Annotated in this window: 16 protein-coding genes; 7 read left to right on the top strand and 9 right to left on the bottom strand. The window is 65.1% G+C overall.

Translation table 11 applies throughout. From position 1 onward, the window contains the following. Positions 1-12 precede the first annotated feature (12 nt). From QRN25_RS23850 to plsY, 3 genes are read right to left on the bottom strand one after another with little or no spacing between them, the layout of a single operon-like run. Positions 13-648, bottom strand: coding sequence for a hypothetical protein (locus tag QRN25_RS23850; protein ID WP_285021854.1), 636 nt, complete (start codon positions 646-648; stop codon positions 13-15). A 12-nt stretch (positions 649-660) separates the two neighbouring features. Continuing rightward, positions 661-1,770 (bottom strand): DNA-processing protein DprA, encoded by a 1,110-nt coding sequence (gene dprA / locus QRN25_RS23845; protein ID WP_285021852.1) that lies wholly within the window; start codon positions 1,768-1,770, stop codon positions 661-663. Beyond that, positions 1,767-2,354: a glycerol-3-phosphate 1-O-acyltransferase PlsY gene (gene plsY, locus QRN25_RS23840; protein ID WP_271181094.1), complete on the bottom strand. Its 588-nt coding sequence runs from the start codon at positions 2,352-2,354 to the stop codon at positions 1,767-1,769. The genes dprA and plsY overlap by 4 nt, the downstream gene beginning before the upstream one ends. Before the next feature lie 110 nt (positions 2,355-2,464). On the opposite strand from plsY, the gene murI reads away from it, so the two are divergent. The 4 genes from murI (at position 2,465) to QRN25_RS23820 (ending at position 6,741) form a co-directional block, all read left to right on the top strand. Continuing rightward, positions 2,465-3,313, top strand: coding sequence for a glutamate racemase (gene murI / locus QRN25_RS23835; protein ID WP_285021850.1), 849 nt, complete (start codon positions 2,465-2,467; stop codon positions 3,311-3,313). Next, positions 3,310-4,134 carry a hypothetical protein gene (locus tag QRN25_RS23830; RefSeq protein WP_285021848.1) on the top strand — a complete coding sequence of 275 codons (825 nt, stop codon included), beginning with the start codon at positions 3,310-3,312 and terminating at the stop codon, positions 4,132-4,134. Before murI ends, QRN25_RS23830 begins: the two co-directional genes overlap by 4 nt. Positions 4,135-4,262: 128 nt before the next feature. Beyond that, on the top strand, positions 4,263-5,477 hold the full coding sequence (gene hemA, locus QRN25_RS23825) for a 5-aminolevulinate synthase (protein WP_285021847.1): 1,215 nt from the start codon (positions 4,263-4,265) through the stop codon (positions 5,475-5,477). Between the two features lie 163 nt (positions 5,478-5,640). Then, on the top strand, positions 5,641-6,741 hold the full coding sequence (locus QRN25_RS23820) for an NADH:flavin oxidoreductase/NADH oxidase (RefSeq protein ID WP_271181098.1): 1,101 nt from the start codon (positions 5,641-5,643) through the stop codon (positions 6,739-6,741). Here the strand turns inward: QRN25_RS23820 and QRN25_RS23815 are convergent. From QRN25_RS23815 to QRN25_RS23790, 6 genes are all read right to left on the bottom strand, one after another. Further along, on the bottom strand, positions 6,731-8,254 hold the full coding sequence (locus tag QRN25_RS23815) for a hypothetical protein (RefSeq protein ID WP_285021845.1): 1,524 nt from the start codon (positions 8,252-8,254) through the stop codon (positions 6,731-6,733). The two genes, QRN25_RS23820 and QRN25_RS23815, sit on opposite strands and share 11 nt — an antisense overlap. Positions 8,255-8,354: 100 nt before the next feature. Then, entirely contained in the window at positions 8,355-9,578 is a 1,224-nt protein-coding gene (locus QRN25_RS23810) for a type III PLP-dependent enzyme domain-containing protein (protein WP_285021843.1), read from the bottom strand. 416 nt (positions 9,579-9,994) lie between these two features. Beyond that, a complete protein-coding gene (locus tag QRN25_RS23805) occupies positions 9,995-11,173 on the bottom strand; it encodes a carboxynorspermidine decarboxylase (protein WP_285021840.1) in 1,179 nt (392 codons plus the stop codon). 16 nt (positions 11,174-11,189) lie between these two features. After that, positions 11,190-11,540 carry a DMT family protein gene (locus QRN25_RS23800; protein ID WP_285021838.1) on the bottom strand — a complete coding sequence of 117 codons (351 nt, stop codon included), beginning with the start codon at positions 11,538-11,540 and terminating at the stop codon, positions 11,190-11,192. Positions 11,541-11,545: 5 nt separating this feature from the next. Then, positions 11,546-11,989 (bottom strand): hypothetical protein, encoded by a 444-nt coding sequence (locus QRN25_RS23795; RefSeq protein WP_285021836.1) that lies wholly within the window; start codon positions 11,987-11,989, stop codon positions 11,546-11,548. Next, positions 11,989-13,200: a saccharopine dehydrogenase family protein gene (locus tag QRN25_RS23790; protein WP_285021835.1), complete on the bottom strand. Its 1,212-nt coding sequence runs from the start codon at positions 13,198-13,200 to the stop codon at positions 11,989-11,991. Before QRN25_RS23790 ends, QRN25_RS23795 begins: the two co-directional genes overlap by 1 nt. 232 nt (positions 13,201-13,432) lie before the next feature. On the opposite strand from QRN25_RS23790, the gene QRN25_RS23785 reads away from it, so the two are divergent. The 3 genes from QRN25_RS23785 to QRN25_RS23775 all read left to right on the top strand — a co-directional run bounded on the left by QRN25_RS23785 (position 13,433) and on the right by QRN25_RS23775 (position 16,164). Beyond that, a complete protein-coding gene (locus QRN25_RS23785; protein ID WP_285021823.1) occupies positions 13,433-14,647 on the top strand; it encodes a BtaA family protein in 1,215 nt (404 codons plus the stop codon). 6 nt (positions 14,648-14,653) lie between these two features. Beyond that, positions 14,654-15,295, top strand: a complete 642-nt coding sequence (locus tag QRN25_RS23780) for a class I SAM-dependent methyltransferase (protein ID WP_285021820.1) — start codon at positions 14,654-14,656, stop codon at positions 15,293-15,295. Positions 15,296-15,483: 188 nt separating this feature from the next. Beyond that, positions 15,484-16,164: a DUF2490 domain-containing protein gene (locus QRN25_RS23775; RefSeq protein WP_285021819.1), complete on the top strand. Its 681-nt coding sequence runs from the start codon at positions 15,484-15,486 to the stop codon at positions 16,162-16,164. Positions 16,165-16,398 lie beyond the last annotated feature (234 nt).

Genomic DNA, 16,398 nt, shown 5'->3' with positions numbered 1-16,398 from the left:
TACGCCCTGCATTCAGGCGAAGACGTTGTCGAGGTCACTGGCCTCGGTTCTTGACAATCGGAAGGCAGCGACTGCCACCAGCGAGGCGACGATGCCATAGAATGCCGCGAAAAGGTTCGGCGTCACAGCCGCCGCAAAAGGCGGCAGTTGGGCAAACTGTTCCTGCCCAAATTCAAGCGCCACCAAAGCAGAGCCGAGAATCGCGGCATTGATCGCGTAGGCGACGGCGATGGGGAGCCAGCATTGCGCGGTGGCGCTCCAACTCGACGACAGCGATTCCTGCGAGCGGTTATCCTCGACGATGATGAAGGCGGGAACGAGCGACCAGCGCGCCATGAGGAACAGCCCCGGCAGCACCAGCAACAGAAAACCGAACATGATGCCGAGGCCAGACAGCAGTTGCGCCACGAACAGCGAGCCAAGCCGCCATCTCTCGCCCCAATGCCCCAGTAGACGTTGCAGCACAGCGTAATCGAAAATCAGCCCGACCACGCCGCCGATGAATATCGAAGCCGTTGGTGAAACCATGTCCGAGGCAGTGTAGGTCGCCACTTGCAGGATGCCGACCAGTCCCAGGAACGGCAGGTGTTGTCTTGCAACGAAACCCATTTCGCCTAGCAGGTCGCCAACGCTGAAACGTGAATTCACTCCATTCCCCCCTTACCCCAGACTGACCCGTCCGCCTGCATGGCGCACCAGTTTCCCCGCCAGTTCCAATTCGACCAGGGCCAGTTGTACGGCGGACGCGGCAGCCCCCGATTGACGGATCAGTTCATCCACCCCGACCGGGGCCGTCGTCAGCAGCCCCGCGACATCGGCGGGCTCGCCCGATTGCGCGATCGACATCTCCTCAGCCCAGTGACGAGGCGGTTCGCGCAGGCTCGTCGGCGCTATGCCCGAAAAGTCGGTCAGTTCCTCAATCACGTCCTGCGCGCCCTGCACCAGCGTCGCGCCGTCCCGGATAAGCTGGTTGCAGCCGTGCGATCGGGCATCGAGCGGCGATCCGGGAATTGCCATGACCTGCCGCCCCATTTCGCCCGCCAAACGGGCAGTAATGAGTGAGCCGGACCTTGGCGCGGCCTCGACCACCACGGTCCCCAGGCACAGCCCGGCGATGATCCGGTTTCGCGCAGGAAAATGGCGGGCGAGCGGCTCTGCCCGGGGCGGCTGCTCCGCCAGCAGCAGGCCGCGTGTGGCGACATTTTCCTGCAAGGCTCCATGTTCCGGCGGGTACGTGATGTCGATGCCACTGGCGATGACGCCGACCGTCGCTCCGTCCGTCGCGAGCGCCCCCTGATGTGCAGCGCCGTCTATGCCTCGGGCAAGGCCCGAAACCACCGTCCAGCCTTGGGCCGCCAGTTCGTGGGCGAACTCCCGTGCCAGCCGGATCGCCGCCGCCGATGCATTGCGGGCACCGACCATAGCGACGCAAGGTCGCGCCAGCACCGAGAGGTCGCCGCGCCATGTCAGGATCGGCGGCGCGCCTTCCGACTCGGCCAGCAGGCGCGGATAATCCGGCGAGTCGTGAAAAAGATACCGCGCGCCTGCCTTACGGGTCGCAGCGATCTCGTCGTGGATGCGATGCTCGGAAGCAGGTTTGTAAGGGCGACCCGAACGACCCGCGACTTCGGGCAAAGCCGCGATCGCGCTCACTGCGTCGCCGAAACGGGCGAGCAGGTGGAGGTAGGTGACCGGGCCGACATTCGGCGAACGCAACAGGCGGATGCGGGCGAAGGCTTCGTCCTGCGAAAGACCGCCCGGTGCGCTCACTTCTTCTTGCCGCCCCCGATGCGCGGTTCGGTCCCGGCGCGCAGGCGGGCGATGTTTTCACGGTGCTGGAACAGCACGAGCGCCGCGATCACCGTCAGCACCAGCCCCGCCTGCGGATACCCCAATACAAAAGCCGCGAGCGGAGCGACGATAGCGGCCGTCATCCCGGAAACCGAGGAGATGCGCACCGTCGCCAGCAGCCCGATCCAGGTCACCGCGTAAGCCAGCCCGACCGGCCAGGCGAGCCCGAAGGCGACGCCCGCCGTGGTTGCGACGCCCTTGCCGCCCTTGAACCGCAGCCAGACCGGGAAGCAATGACCAAGAAATGCGCCGAGAGCCGCCAGCGGCGCCCACTCCGGCCAGACATGCGCGGCGATCAGCACCGCCGCCAGCCCCTTGAGCAGGTCCAGCAGCAGCGTCGCGGCAGCCAGGCCCTTGCGCCCGGTCCGCAGCACATTGGTCGCGCCGATGTTGCCCGATCCGATCGAGCGCAGATCGCCTGCGCCGGTAGCCCGGGTCAAAATGAGGCCGAACGGCACGGAGCCGAGCAGATAGCCGAGTACGAGGGGGAGAATCCAAACCATGCGACGCGCCTTAGCGCCCTATCGCGCTTTGCAGAAGACAGGTTGCAGCATTCGGCGTTGCCCGAACAGGCTCCGCGCGGTTAACAGGTGGCAAGGTCCAGGGATTGATAATGGCTTCCGATACACAGAGCGTGCCGCAAGGGGCCGCCACCAGGCTTGCAGGTATCGATGCCACGGCCCCGATCCTGCTCTTCGATTCGGGCGTGGGCGGGCTGACCGTGCTGGAGGAAGTGCGCAAGGCCCTGCCCGATGCACCGATCATCTATGCGGCCGACACCGCCGGGCTGCCCTACGGCACCAAGACCGAGGCGCAGATCGCCGCGCGGGTCGCGGGCCTGCTCGGCCGCATGACCGAGCGGCTGCGCCCGCGCCTCGTCTGCATCGCCTGCAACACCGCCTCGACCATCGCGCTGGGCATGGTGCGCGAAGTGCTCGAAGTGCCGATCGTCGGCACCGTGCCCGCCATCAAGCCTGCCGCCGCGATGACGAAGACCGGCGTAATCGGCCTGCTTGGCACCGAAGCGACGATCCGGCAGGCCTACGTCGATCGGCTCGAGCACGAATTCGCCGCCGACAAGCGCCTGCTCCGCTATGGTGCGCCGGGCCTCGTCGAGGCGGCGGAAGCCAAGTTGCGCGGCGAGCCGGTCGATCCCGCACTCATTCGCCACGCCGCCGAGGCGCTTCGTGCGCAGCCCTATGGCGCGCGCATCGACACCGTCGTTTTGGCCTGCACCCATTTCCCGTTGGTCGAAGCCGAACTCGCCGAAGCGTTCGGCCCCGACGTACGCTTCGTCCATGGCGCGCAGGGCATCGCGCGGCAAGTCGCGCGTCTCACCGCGGGACAGGAATATTCTCGCCAAGGCCCGGACCTCGCGCTATTCACCGGGCAGGGAGAATTGCCCGGTGCCTATGCCGAGAAGCTGGCGCACTACGGGCTCATGAGGATCGAGAGGTTTTGACGCGACGGCTCAATTTATGGTTGTTGTCGGTACTGCTCATCATTGCCATTCCCTACTACTGGTTCCTGGCCGACGCCGGGGTCGGACCCGGGAAAGGTGAACCGAAAGCGAAGCCACTGACGATCGGTTCCTTGCGGGCACTGGCGGAAGAGGGCGACGGCCAGCGACCGATCGAACTCCGCGTCGAAACGGTCGGCATGCGGATGACTTCGCGCAATATGCTCATGGCGGGCGGCGGACTGCGCCAGATCGCCAACGTAATCCGCGCCTATGAGCTTATCGTGCCGGGCAGCGAGCCGATCGTAATCGATGCCGGGATCACCCGACCAGCCGCGAAAGAGCACGAACTGGAAATTTATGACGGCGCGGCCCAAGCTCGCATCCAGCACGCGCTTTCCAAGGCCGCACATGTCGTCCTGCTGGCCGACAAGCCGACACATAATGGTGGTCACCCAACCGGAACCCGGCGCGCCGAGAATGAACTCCAGGCATCCGGCGATGCGCCCTACACCCTCGCTCCCGGAGTCGTTGTGATTCCGGCCAGCAGCGTCGCTCCCGAAGCGAAAATGGTCTATGTCCGGCTGGCCGACGACCGCGAATACCTTTTCACGGGTGACATCGCCAAGCTCGCGATCAACTGGAAGGAACAGCGCCTTCCTGCCCGGATCGCGACACGGGGAGAAATCGCCTCATTCCGCAGCGAAACGATGTCCTGGTTGATGACGATCAATGCATTGCACCGCGCCGCGCCGCAGATGACGATCGTTGCGGGGCACGAGCCTTCCAAAATCCCGTTTTCCGCAGGCACGTTTTCCGATTAGCCCTTAGGTACAAGCGACTGGCAATGAGAGACGCGATAAGCTATTGGCCGCAGCAAATGCAGTCCGGGCAACGGACGCAACGCTTTGGGCAGGCGCCGGAACAGGCAAGGCAGGACAAAGTCGACACCGTGAACTACGAGCACATTTTCGACCAGGCGATCGAGCGCCTTCACTCCGAAGGGCGCTACCGCGTCTTCATCGACATCCTGCGCAACAAGGGCGCCTATCCGAACGCGCGGTGCTTCGCCGGCCACAACGGGCCGAAGCCGATCACCGTGTGGTGCTCCAACGACTATCTCGCCATGGGCCAGCACCCCAAGGTGATCGAGGCCATGGAAGAGGCTCTGCACGACGTCGGCGCCGGCTCCGGCGGCACCCGCAATATCGGCGGTAACACGCATTACCATATCGACCTCGAGGCCGAACTGGCCGACCTGCACGGCAAGCAGGGCGCGCTGCTGTTCACTTCGGGCTATGTCTCGAACGACGCCACGCTCTCGACGCTGGCCAAGCTGCTGCCCGGCTGCGTGATCTTCTCGGACGAACTGAACCACGCCAGCATGATCGCGGGCATCCGCAATTCGGGCTGCGAAAAGAAGGTCTGGCGCCACAACGACCTCGAACACCTCGAGGAACTGCTGGCCGAGACCGATCCTGCCCTGCCCAAGCTGATCGCCTTCGAATCGGTCTATTCGATGGACGGCGACGTCGCCCCGATCCACGCGATCTGCGACCTCGCCGAAAAGTACAACGCCCTCACCTACATCGACGAAGTCCACGCGGTCGGTATGTACGGCCCACGCGGCGGCGGCATCACCGATCGTGACGAGGCCGCCCACCGCATCGACATCATCGAGGGCACGCTGGGCAAGGCGTTCGGCGTCATGGGCGGCTATATCGCCACCAACAACAAGATCATCGACTGCATCCGCTCCTACGCGCCGGGCTTCATCTTCACGACCTCGCTCTCGCCGGTGCTGGTCGCGGGCGTGCTCGCTTCGGTGCGTCACCTCAAGAGCTCGAGCGTCGAGCGTGAGGGCCAGCAGCGTTCCGCCGCGATGATGAAGCAGATGTTCCGCGATGCGGGCCTGCCGGTTATGGACTCCGTCACGCACATCGTCCCGCTCATGGTGGGCGATCCGGTGCGCGCCAAGCAGATCAGCGACATCCTGCTCGCTGAGTACGGTGCCTACGTGCAGCCGATCAATTTCCCGACCGTCCCGCGCGGCACCGAGCGCCTGCGCTTCACCCCCGGCCCCGCACATACCGAAGAGATGATGCGCGAACTGACTGACGCTCTGGTCGAGATCTGGGACCGGCTGGAGATGCGCCTGGCTGCCTGAGACGCGTAACACGCTTTCGCAGTTGCAAGATATTCTTGTCCGAAAGGCCCTCCGCAGTGCGCGGGGGGCCTTTTTTCTGGCCCGCTCCGTTCCCAAGTGCACGTGCGTTGCGGCGCTTCCAACGCTCCCTCCCCCTCGCAACGACATGACCAGAGGACCATCCATGGCAAAGCTCTTCGAGCCCCTCGCTCTCGGCGACGTCACGCTCGCCAACCGCATCGTCATCGCGCCGATGTGCCAGTATTCCGCCGAGGACGGCCGCATGACCGACTGGCACACCCAGCACCTCGGCCAGTTGGCCCAATCGGGCGCCGCCATCCTGACGATCGAGGCAACCGCCGTCCTGCCCGAGGGGCGCATCTCCTACGCCGACGTGGGCCTGTGGGACGACGCCACCGAGGCAGCCATGGGCAAAGTCCTGGAAAGCGTCCGCCGCTGGTCGGACATGCCCATCGCCATCCAGCTTGCCCATGCCGGTCGCAAGTCCAGCACCGCCAAACCATGGGACGGCGGCGCTCAGATCGCACCGGACGCAGCCAACGGCTGGCAGACGGTCTCTGCCTCCGACCTGCCCTTCCAGAAGCATGAGAATGCGCCGGTGGCGTTAGACAGCGCCGGGCTAGCCCGCGTCCGCACCGCCTTTGCCGAGGCCGCGCATCGCGCCGCACGGCTCGGGATCGACGCCATCCAGATCCATGCCGCGCACGGCTACCTGTTGCACCAGTTCCTGTCGCCGCTCTCCAACATGCGCACGGACGAGTATGGCGGCAGCCTCGAGAACCGCATGCGCTTCCCGCTGGAAGTCTACGATGCGGTGCGCGCAGCCTTTCCTGCCGAGAAGCCGGTGACGGTGCGCCTCTCCGGCACCGACTGGGTAGAGGGTGGCTGGGACATCGAGCAGACCGTCGCCTTCTCCAAGGCTCTGGAAGCGCGCGGTGCGGCTGCGATCCACGTCTCCAGCGGTGGGCTGCACACCGAGCAGCAGATTCCCGTCGGTCCCAACTATCAGGTGCCGCTGGCAAGAGCCGTAAAGCAGGCCGTTTCGATCCCGGTGATCGCCGTGGGCCTCATCACCGAACCGGAGCAGGCCGAAGCGATCATCGCCACCGGCGATGCCGACATGATCGGGCTTGCGCGTACCGTGCTCTACGACCCGCGCTGGCCGTGGCATGCGGCAGCGGCGCTGGGCGCAAAGATCGCCGTCGCGCCGCAGTTCCTGCGCAGCCAGCCGCGTGCCTACAAGGACCTGTTCGTCAGCGCCTGACAAATAGCGTGTCGCCGCCCGCCCGCTTCGCCACGACGAAGCCCGGCGGCGGCGGCAGGTCGGCAGGAATCCCGCCCGAAACCCAGACCGCGTCGAAACCATCCGCACGCATGCCCGCAATCTTTACGTTCATCGCGGCGAGGTCCGGCCGGTTTTGAGGGCAAAGCGGCGCCACGTCCTGCGTCCCGCCGGACCAGCGCTGCGCGAGGAGCGGGTCGCGGACGGTCATCAGCTTGGCATTGTCGACCATGAACAGCGTGTTGACGTAGGCATCCCTGCGCGTGAGCGCATAGCTGCCCAGTTTCTCGTCCGGCACCAGACGCCAGGGAAAACCGCAATCCGGCGCCGCCCAGAGATAGCCCACGCGCCCTCCGCGCGGCACTGCACCGAGCAGCGTCAGGCGTTGTTCGAGGACGTGGCCATGGCGCACCCAATCCCGGGTCACTGTCCCGACGCGCACGCAAAACAAGGCGATTCCCGCCATCACGATCAGGCGCTCCCGTTCGGGACGGGCGCTCGGCGTGATCGCCAGCACGAGGACCAGCAGCGCGATAGGTGCGGTACGCAAGTCCGTGCCCCATGCATTGAGGATCGTCGTGGGGGCCGCGACCGCCGCGAAGGCGAGCAGCACCCCGCTGACGAGCAACCTCCGCTCCAGCCTGCGCCCCGACGCCCATAGCAAGGCAACCCCACTGACGCAGGCCAGCGCCGCCAGCAAACCAATATCCACCAGCTTGTCCGTGCCTCGCAGCACGCTGGCGAAGACCACGATCTTGGTGTTCACGAAGTCGACGTAGGCCGGGCCGCTCCCGTGCCCCGCCGCCTCGGAACGCCAGAGCAGCAGCGGCACGACCGGCACCAGCAGAACGAGATTGCGCCGCATTGCCGGCCACACCTCGCGCCAGCTTCCGAGCTTCCCCAACTCGTTGCCCGCCGCCAGGATAAGCAGGACCACCCAACTCGCCATATGCGCCGTCCACACGACCAGCGCCGCAACTGCCAGAATCACCCGCTCGCGTCCGCTTTCGCGCGGCCGGGTGTACAGCCATGCCGCAACCAACAAGGCCAGACCGATGCCCATGCAGTAATTGAGAAACCCCCACATCCATGCCTGATGCATGGCGAAAGGCAGTGCAACGAAAGCGCTTGCGCTCACTCGCCCATGCGCGGCGCGGGAAAGCTGGAACAGGCCCATGACCGTCAGCGGCGCCAGCAAGGCTCCAACCACCAGCGTCGCACGCTCGCTGCCCAGCAGGGGCGCCAGCAGCACCGAAGGCAGATCGGCACCGAGGTTGGCGATCCACTGCCAATGTACCGCAAATATCCTGCTCAGCGCAGGATCGACCGTGATGTTGGCCAGAACGTGATGCCGTGCCATGTGCGACGGCATGTCGACGAAACCTGGCACCGGCGCCAGCAGCACCGGCAGGAAAGCCAGCGCCACCATCGCAGGCATGAGCATCCGCCAGCGCGGGATCAAAGAGCGGTCGTTTTGTTTCGGCATCGGCATCATCTAGCGCCACGAGGGTTAAGATCGCCCCAATTGCCCACGCAAACGAAAACCCCCGGAACCATCGGTCCCGGGAGCCTCTCGTTATTCGTAACTGATCGGATCAGCGCAGCGAGACGACGTTGTCCGAAACGCGCGGATCCTTGCGGCCGGTGTAGAGGCTGGCCATCGGCTCGTCCTGGGCAAGGACGACCTCACCGCCGCCGAAGCCGTTGAACGCCGTGCGCATGGCAGCACCATAGGCACCCAGCATGCCGACCTCGATCCAGTCGCCCGCCTTGATGTCGGCGGGGAGCAGGAACGGGCCTTCCATGAAGTCGGCATCGTCGCAGGTCGGGCCGTAGAAGGAGAACTCCTTCAGCTCCGACGAACGCTCGCCGTCCCCATTCTTGTCGATGCGGCCGATGGCCTTGACCGGGAAGCGCCATGCGACGTGCGCCGCATCGTAGAGCGCGCCGTAGGCACCGTCGTTGATGTACAGTTCGTCACCGCGACGCTTCTCGACCTTGACGATCAGCGAGTTGTACTCGGCCGACAGCGCGCGGCCAGGCTCGCACCACAGCTCTGCGTTGTAGGCGATCGGCAGCGCCTCGAAGTGGCGGTGGATGATCGCGAAGTAGTCTTCGAGCGGCGGCGGCTCCATACCCGGGTAAGACGAAGGGAAGCCCCCGCCGACATCGACCATGTCGATGACCACGCCGGCGGCCGCAATGGCCGCACGGGCACGCTCAAGCGCCTGCACGTAGGCGAACGGCGTCATCGCCTGCGAACCGACGTGGAAGCACACGCCCAGCCAGTCGGCGACCTGACGAGTGGCCTGCAGCAGTTCGCCTGCATCGGCGACGTCGATGCCGAACTTCGAGGCGAGGCTCAGTTCCGAATACTCGGACGACACCCGCAGACGCACGCAGAGGCGCAGGTCGGTGGCGGTGTTGCCCTCGGCATCGGTGGTGGCTTCGACGATCTTCTCGACTTCCTCGAGGGTGTCGAGGCTGAAGGTACGCACGCCGTGCTGGAAGTAGGCTTCGCGGATCGCGCTGGCGGTCTTGACCGGGTGCATGAAGCACAGGGTCGCGTCCGGCAGGACGCCGCGCACCATGCGTACCTCGGTGATCGAGGCGACGTCGTAGTGCGTGATGCCATTGTCCCAGAGGATCTGGACGAGGTCGGGCGACGGGTTCGCCTTCACCGCATAGAGCGACTTGCCCGGAAACTTCGTGGCGAAGAATCGGGCAGCGCGCGCCGCAGCATGCGGGCGGTTCAGAATGACTGGTTCGTCAGGCGCGAGGGTGCGCGCTACGGCCGGTGCGTCGAGGAATGCGTGCAACTCAAGGGACCCCCAAACGGTGTGTTAACAGACAAGAGCTGCCTTGCGGTTTGGAAGTCCCCATGGGGCAGCGAGGGGCGGGATATAAGGCTCAGGACATGAATCGCAAGTGAAAAACGGGGGCTTTCACAAAAACGTCATCTAGCCGGAAGCGGGCGCCGAACCGGGCGTACGATCTCATGAAATTCCGTTTTTCTGCAGCGGCTTGCATTGATCCACTCCATTGCAGCGTGATGACACCCCAGTGACAGTCAGGCCGTCCGTGTCATCGTTTGCAACGCGGCAAGGCGCAGGATCGGTTCCGGACGATTCGCCTTAACGGGATTGGCTGCATCATGAGCGCGGCGGGCGGATGCAGCTTCGCACACACCCGCCCCTTTTCATGCTTAATGACCGTATCCGAATACCTCCGGGGTTCAGCTCAGACGGCCGCGGAAATCCTCGTAATCGAACCGGCGCACGCATTCGAGCGCGTCGGTTTCCGAATCCCACAGCCAGATCGACGGCAGCGGCACGCCATTGAACGTCGTCGTCTTGACCATAGAGTAATGCGCTTGGTCGAGGAACGCGAAGCGCTGTCCGGCTTCGGGATCGGCCGGCAGCACATAGTCGCCGATCACGTCGCCCGCGAGACACGACGGGCCGCCGAGACGTATGGCCTCGGCTGCATCCTCACCGCGCTCGCCCAGCATGGCGGGGCGATACGGCGCCTCGATCACGTCGGGCATGTGGCACGTGGCGGAAATGTCGACGATCGCCACCGGCATGCCGTTCCAGCCCACGTCGAGCACGGTGCCCACGAGAATTCCGGCGTCCAGGGCCACCGCCTCGCCCGGTTCGATGTAGATTTCGGCACCGGTATCCTCGGCCATGTCGGCGAGGAATTCGATCAATTCCTCGCGCTGGTAATCCCCGCGGGTGACGTGGTGGCCGCCGCCGATGTTGATCCACTTGAGCTGGCCGAAGAACGGTTCGAGGAAGTCGAAAACCTTGTCCCACGTCCGCTTGAGCGGCTCGAAATCCTGCTCGCACAAGTTGTGGAAGTGGATGCCGTCGATCAGTTCGACGTGCTCTTCGGTAAGCTGGTCGATCGGGAAGCCGAGGCGCGAATGCGGGGCGCTCGGGTCGTACTTGGGGACTTCGCCTTCGGGGTGCAGCGGGTTGACGCGCAGGCCGATGCCGAAGCTCTCGCCGCGCGCGCGGGCACCTTCGATGAAGGGCCAGAAGCGCTCGATCTGGGCGGGCGAGTTGAAGATCACGTGGTCGGAGAGGCGCAGGATCTCGTCCATGTCCTCCGCCTTGTAGGCCGCGCAGTACGTGGCGATCTCACCGTCGTAGAATTCCGAGGCGAGGCGCGCTTCCCACAGGCCCGAGGTGCAGACGCCGTCGAGATACTCGCCCACGATCGGCGCCGTGGACCACATCGAGAAGGCCTTAAGCGCCGACAGCACCTTCGCGCCAGACTGTTCGCCAATGTCGCTCAGGATGCGCAGGTTCGATCGCAGCTTGGCGGCATCGACCACGAAGGCGGGACTGTCGACGCGCGACAGGTCGAAGTTCGCGAAAGCCCCCGGATCGCCGGCTCTGGTTTCCATGATGCTTAGTCCCAAGTCAGCCCAGCGGGCCTTTGAAAATGAACCACGCCCCTGCCCCGACAAGACAGAAGCCGACGATCTCGTTCCATCCCGGCTTCTGCCCGAACAGCGCCCAGGCCACGAGCACGAAGCCCAGCAGCGAGAAAGCCTCCTGCATGACCTTGAGCTGGCCGAGCGAATAGACGGAACTGCCGATCCGGTTGGCGGGAACGGCCAGACAGTATTCGAAGAAGGCGATGCCCCAACTCATCGCGATCGCCACCCACAGCGCCTTTCCGGGCACCTTGAGGTGGAGATACCACGCCGTGTTCATGAACAGGTTGGAGCCCGCCAGCAAAGCCACGGGCGCGACGAAGGACCAGTTCATGCCGCTCAGTCGACGCAGATCGCATAGGCGGACTTGCCGCCCTTGATTTCCGCATAGCAGCCGAACAGCCGGTCGTCGGCCTGGCATTGGCCGGTCGCCGCCTTGTCCGGCGCCACCGAACCCGCGCTGCCCACGCACTTGCCCTGGCATTGCGCGGAATCGGTGCACCGCCTGCCCGCATCGGCATAGGCGTGCACGCACATCTCCATGCCGAGCATCCCGCGCCGCTGCACCGTGCCGCCGCCGGAGGTGCAGGCCGCCTTGTCCGCCGCGCTCATATCGCGCGCGTAGGACTGGTTGCCTGCAGGCTCGGCGGGACCGGTCGGCGCCGTGGGCGTGACCGGCCCGGGCGCAACAGGGCCGAGTTTGGGCGCTTCGGCGGGAGTGCAGCCACCCAGCGCCAGCGCACCCAGCGCGGTCAGGAACAGGAGGCGCGAGCGGCGGCCCATCAGAACGGAAGCGGCTCGGACAGTTCCTCGACGGTCCACGGCAGGCCGTGCTTGTTGAGCATGTCCATGAAGGGATCGGGGTCGAACTGCTCCATGTTGAACACGCCCTCGCCCGACCATGCACCCGTCACGACCATGGCCGCGCCGATCATCGCGGGAACGCCGGTGGTGTAGCTGACGGCCTGGTTACCGGTCTCGGCATAGGCGTCTTCGTGATCGCAGATGTTCTTGATGTAGAACGTCTTTTCACCCGAACCGTCGAGCGCTTCGCCGGTCGCGATGTCGCCAATGTTGGTCTTGCCCTTGGTCGTGGGACCAAGCGATGCAGGCTCGGGCAGCACGGCCTTGAGGAACTGCAGCGGCACGATCTCGACGCCGTTGTAGATCACCGGGTCGATGCGGGTCATGCCCACGTTCTGCAGCACGGTGAGGTGCTGGATGTACGCATCGCCGAAGGTCATCCAGAAGCGGCCACGCTCCATTTCCGGCAGGAATTTCGCAAGGCTTTCAAGCTCTTCGTGGTACATCATGTACATGTTCTTGGGGCCGACGCCCTCGAAGTCGAAGCTCACCTTCTTGGCCATCGCCGGGGTCTCGACGAAGTCGCCGTTCTCCCAGTGGCGGGCGGGCGCGGTCACTTCGCGGATGTTGATTTCCGGATTGAAGTTCGTCGCGAAAGCCTGGCCGTGGTCGCCGCCGTTGCAGTCGAGGATGTCGAGCGTGCGGATGGTCTTCAGCTTGTGCTTCTTGAGCCACATCGCGAAGACGCTGGTGACGCCCGGGTCGAAGCCCGAACCGAGCAGCGCCATCAGGCCCGCTTCCTTGAAGCGCTCTTGGTAGGCCCACTGCCAGTGGTACTCGAACTTGGCCACGTCCTTGGGCTCGTAGTTCGCGGTGTCCATGTAGTGCGTGCCGGTCGCAAGGCAGGCATCCATGATCGCAAGGTCTTGATAAGGCAGGGCAAGATTAACCACCAGCTTCGGACCGATCTCGCGGATCAAGGCCGAGGTCGCCGCCACGTCGTCGGCGTCGATGGCGTAAGTGCCGATCGTCACGCCGGTGCGCGCCTTAACCGATTCCGCGATCGCTTTGCACTTCGACACCGTGCGGCTGGCGAGATGAATGTCCGAGAAGATATCGGGATTCATCGCCATCTTGTGGACCGCGACCGATCCGACGCCGCCCGCGCCGATCACCAGAACCTTGCTCATCAACCTGTCTCCATTGCGGCATCAAGGCCCTGAAGGCCAATCGAAAGCGCGCCATATAGGGCCGTTCTGTGACAACTCAACTGTCCGGCACACAAGGTGCGCATAATGGCACTCAACGGCACTCAAGTGGCCTATAGCACGCCCACAGGTGTCATAAACCGCCTTCGACCCGTCATCACCCGGTCACCGCACGGTGTCATCCGCGCCGCATCCCTACGAAGGAGCCGACGCCATGACCAACCTCCGTTCCAATCTCATCGAGAACGCGGTCGTCCGCGACGAAGCATCGCGCAAGAGCAAGCTGCTCGACAAGGCTTTCGCGATGGCCTTCAAGGGCCTCGTCTACGCACAGATCTGGGAGGACCCGGTCGCCGACATGGCGGCGATGGAGATCACGCCGGACAGCCGCATCATCACCATCGCCAGCGGCGGCTGCAACGCGCTGTCGTATCTGACCGCGGACCCGGCGGGCATCACCGTGGTGGACCTCAACACCGCGCACATCGCGCTCAACAACCTGAAGCACGCGGCCGTGCGCCACCTCAGCCATGCCGAAGTGCGCCGCTTCATCGCCGAGGCCGACCGCGCCGAGAACGTCGCGCTCTACCGCGAGAAGCTCGCCCCGCATCTCGACGAAGCCACCCGCCGCTACTGGGAAGGCCGCGACCTCGTCGGCCGCCGCCGCATCGGCGCCTTCACGCGCGGCGTCTATCGCCACGGGCTGCTCGGCGGCTTCATCGGCGCAGCGCACGTCATCGCGAAGCTGCACAAGGTGAACCCCGCCGAGATCCTGGGCGCCGATTCGATGGAAGAGCAGCGCCGCATCTTCGACGAGCGCTTCGCCCCGGTGTTCGAACGCCGCTTCGTACGCTGGCTGACCAAGCACCCCGCCTCGCTGTTCGGCCTCGGCATCCCCCCTGCGCAGTACGACGCGCTGGCGGGCGGCCAGTCGATGGCCGACGTGCTGCGCGGCCGGCTGGAGAAGCTGGCCTGCCACTTCCCGGTCAACGACAACTACTTCGCATGGCAGGCGTTCTCGCGCGGCTACGGCAAGGGCACCGAAGCCCCCCTGCCCCCGTACCTGCAGGAAGCCAACCTGCCGCTGGTCCGCGACCGCCTAGACCGGCTGGACTTGCGCCACGCCAACTTCACCCATGTCCTCGCCGCAGCGGACGACGCCAGCTACGACCGCTACGTCCTGCTCGACGCGCAGGACTGGATGACCGACGCGCAACTCACCGAGTTGTGGGCCGAGATCACCCGCACCGCCAAACCCGGCGCCCGCGTGCTGTTCCGCACCGCCGCCGAACCCTCGCTGCTGCCGGGCCGCGTGCCCGACGCCATTCTCGACCGCTGGGACTACCGCGTCGAGCAGTCGCAGGCGGCGACGCTGGCCGATCGCTCGTCGATCTACGGCGGCGTCCACCTCTACGTGTTCAAGGGCTGAGCCCGCATGGCAACTCTCGCTCCCGACCATGCCGCGCTGATGGACCGCATCTACCGCTGGCAGCGCCCGATCTACGACCTGACGCGCAAGTACTACCTGTTCGGCCGCGACCGCCTGATCGACGAACTCGACGCCAAGCCCGGCATGGCGGTGCTGGAAATCGGCTGCGGCACCGGTCGCAACCTCGCGCATGTCAGCAGGACTTGGCGCGGGGTGAAGCTGTTCGGCCTCGACATCTCCAGCGAGATGCTGCGCGCCGCGCGCAAGACCTTGGGCACCAGCGGCACGTTGGCGCTGGGCGACGCCACCCGCTTCGATGCGGGTGCGCTGCTGGGCCGCGAAGGCTTCGAGCGCGTGATGCTCTCCTACGCCGTCTCGATGATCCCCGACTGGCAGGCTGCGCTTTCTCAGGCCGCCGCGACGCTGGCCCCGCGCGGGCGCCTGCACGTGGTTGACTTCGGCGACTGCTCCGGCCTGCCCGGCCCCTTGCGCAAGCTGCTTCTCGGCTGGCTGGCGCGGTTCCACGTTTCGCCCCGGCTCGATCTTGCCGATGTGGCGGGCCGCGTCGCGCGTGAGCGGGGGCTGACGCTGGAGGTGCGGCGCGGGCCTTTCGGATATTACCAGATGGTGCGGCTTTCCCGACCTTGAAGACAATAAGGGGAATGCGAGGGCCACTGCCCTCGCATTCCCGGAACTGGCGACGTTGTGCGCGCAGCATCCTCTGCGCTCGCTTCGCCGAGTGTAAGCAAAGAGTCATACCGCAGAAGCGCCACAGACATTAAACTGTCACAATTTAGACATAATGGGCGCACTTCACCTTGGGAGGGAAATGCCGAATGCGCTCGATCATCCATGGCCTATGCACGCTCGGCGTGGTCTTCATCGCCACGCCCGCCTGCGCATCGGAGGATGAGCAGCTCTGGGTCGGCAGCTCCGCCACCGTCAAGCTGAGCGACAAGTGGCGCTTTTCACAGGAAGTGATCGGCCGCTTCAGCAACGATCGCGACGGGCTCTACGAAGTCGAGTCCAACTCCATGATCGGCTACAAGGTCGCCGACAAGGTGACCGTGTGGGTCGGCTATACCCACGATCCGAACTACAACGCCGGTCATTTCGCGGTGATGGAACATCGCGGACGGCAACAGGTCACCTTCGACAACATCGTGAAGATCGGCCCCGGACAGCTGAGCGCCCGCCTGCGCGTCGAGGAACGCTGGCGTGAAGGCGTCGGCGGCACGGCGTACCGCCTGCGCCCTTACGTCAAGTATGTCCTGCCCTTCCAGAAAGGCGGCAGGACCGCGCTGGTACTCAGCCACGAAAGCTTCATCGACCTCAACGAGACCAACTTCCAGCGCGTGCAGGGCGAGGAGCGCATGCGCAACATGATCGCCATTACGACCCCACTAGCGAAGACCGTGAACCTCGAGGTCGGCTACCTCCACCAGCACGGCTTCCGCCCCGACGCCGACGACAGCAACGACAACGTCGCCTCGGTTTCGCTGGGGTTCAATTTCTGAAACCGTGGGCGGGACAGGAAGTCTGGTTTGGGTAGAATTGTGAACCGCTAAATTCGTCATTGCGAGCGCAGCGAAGCAATGACGAGATGCGGGAAAGCGTCCGATGCAAGTGGACAGGCGCCATCGCTCGTACCCTGCTCATGCTGGGCTTGTCGAAGAATGGAGAGCCACGGCGCCCGGCCTCGGGGGCTTCGACAAGCTCAGCCTGAGCGGGATGAGAAGGTCAGCTTTGGG

It is taken from the genome of Novosphingobium sp. fls2-241-R2A-195 (assembly GCF_030209485.1).
In the GTDB taxonomy this organism is placed as follows: Bacteria; Pseudomonadota; Alphaproteobacteria; order Sphingomonadales; family Sphingomonadaceae; genus Novosphingobium; species Novosphingobium resinovorum.
Note: the sequence above shows the minus strand (reverse complement) of the source record. Positions and strands in the feature narration are given on the sequence as shown.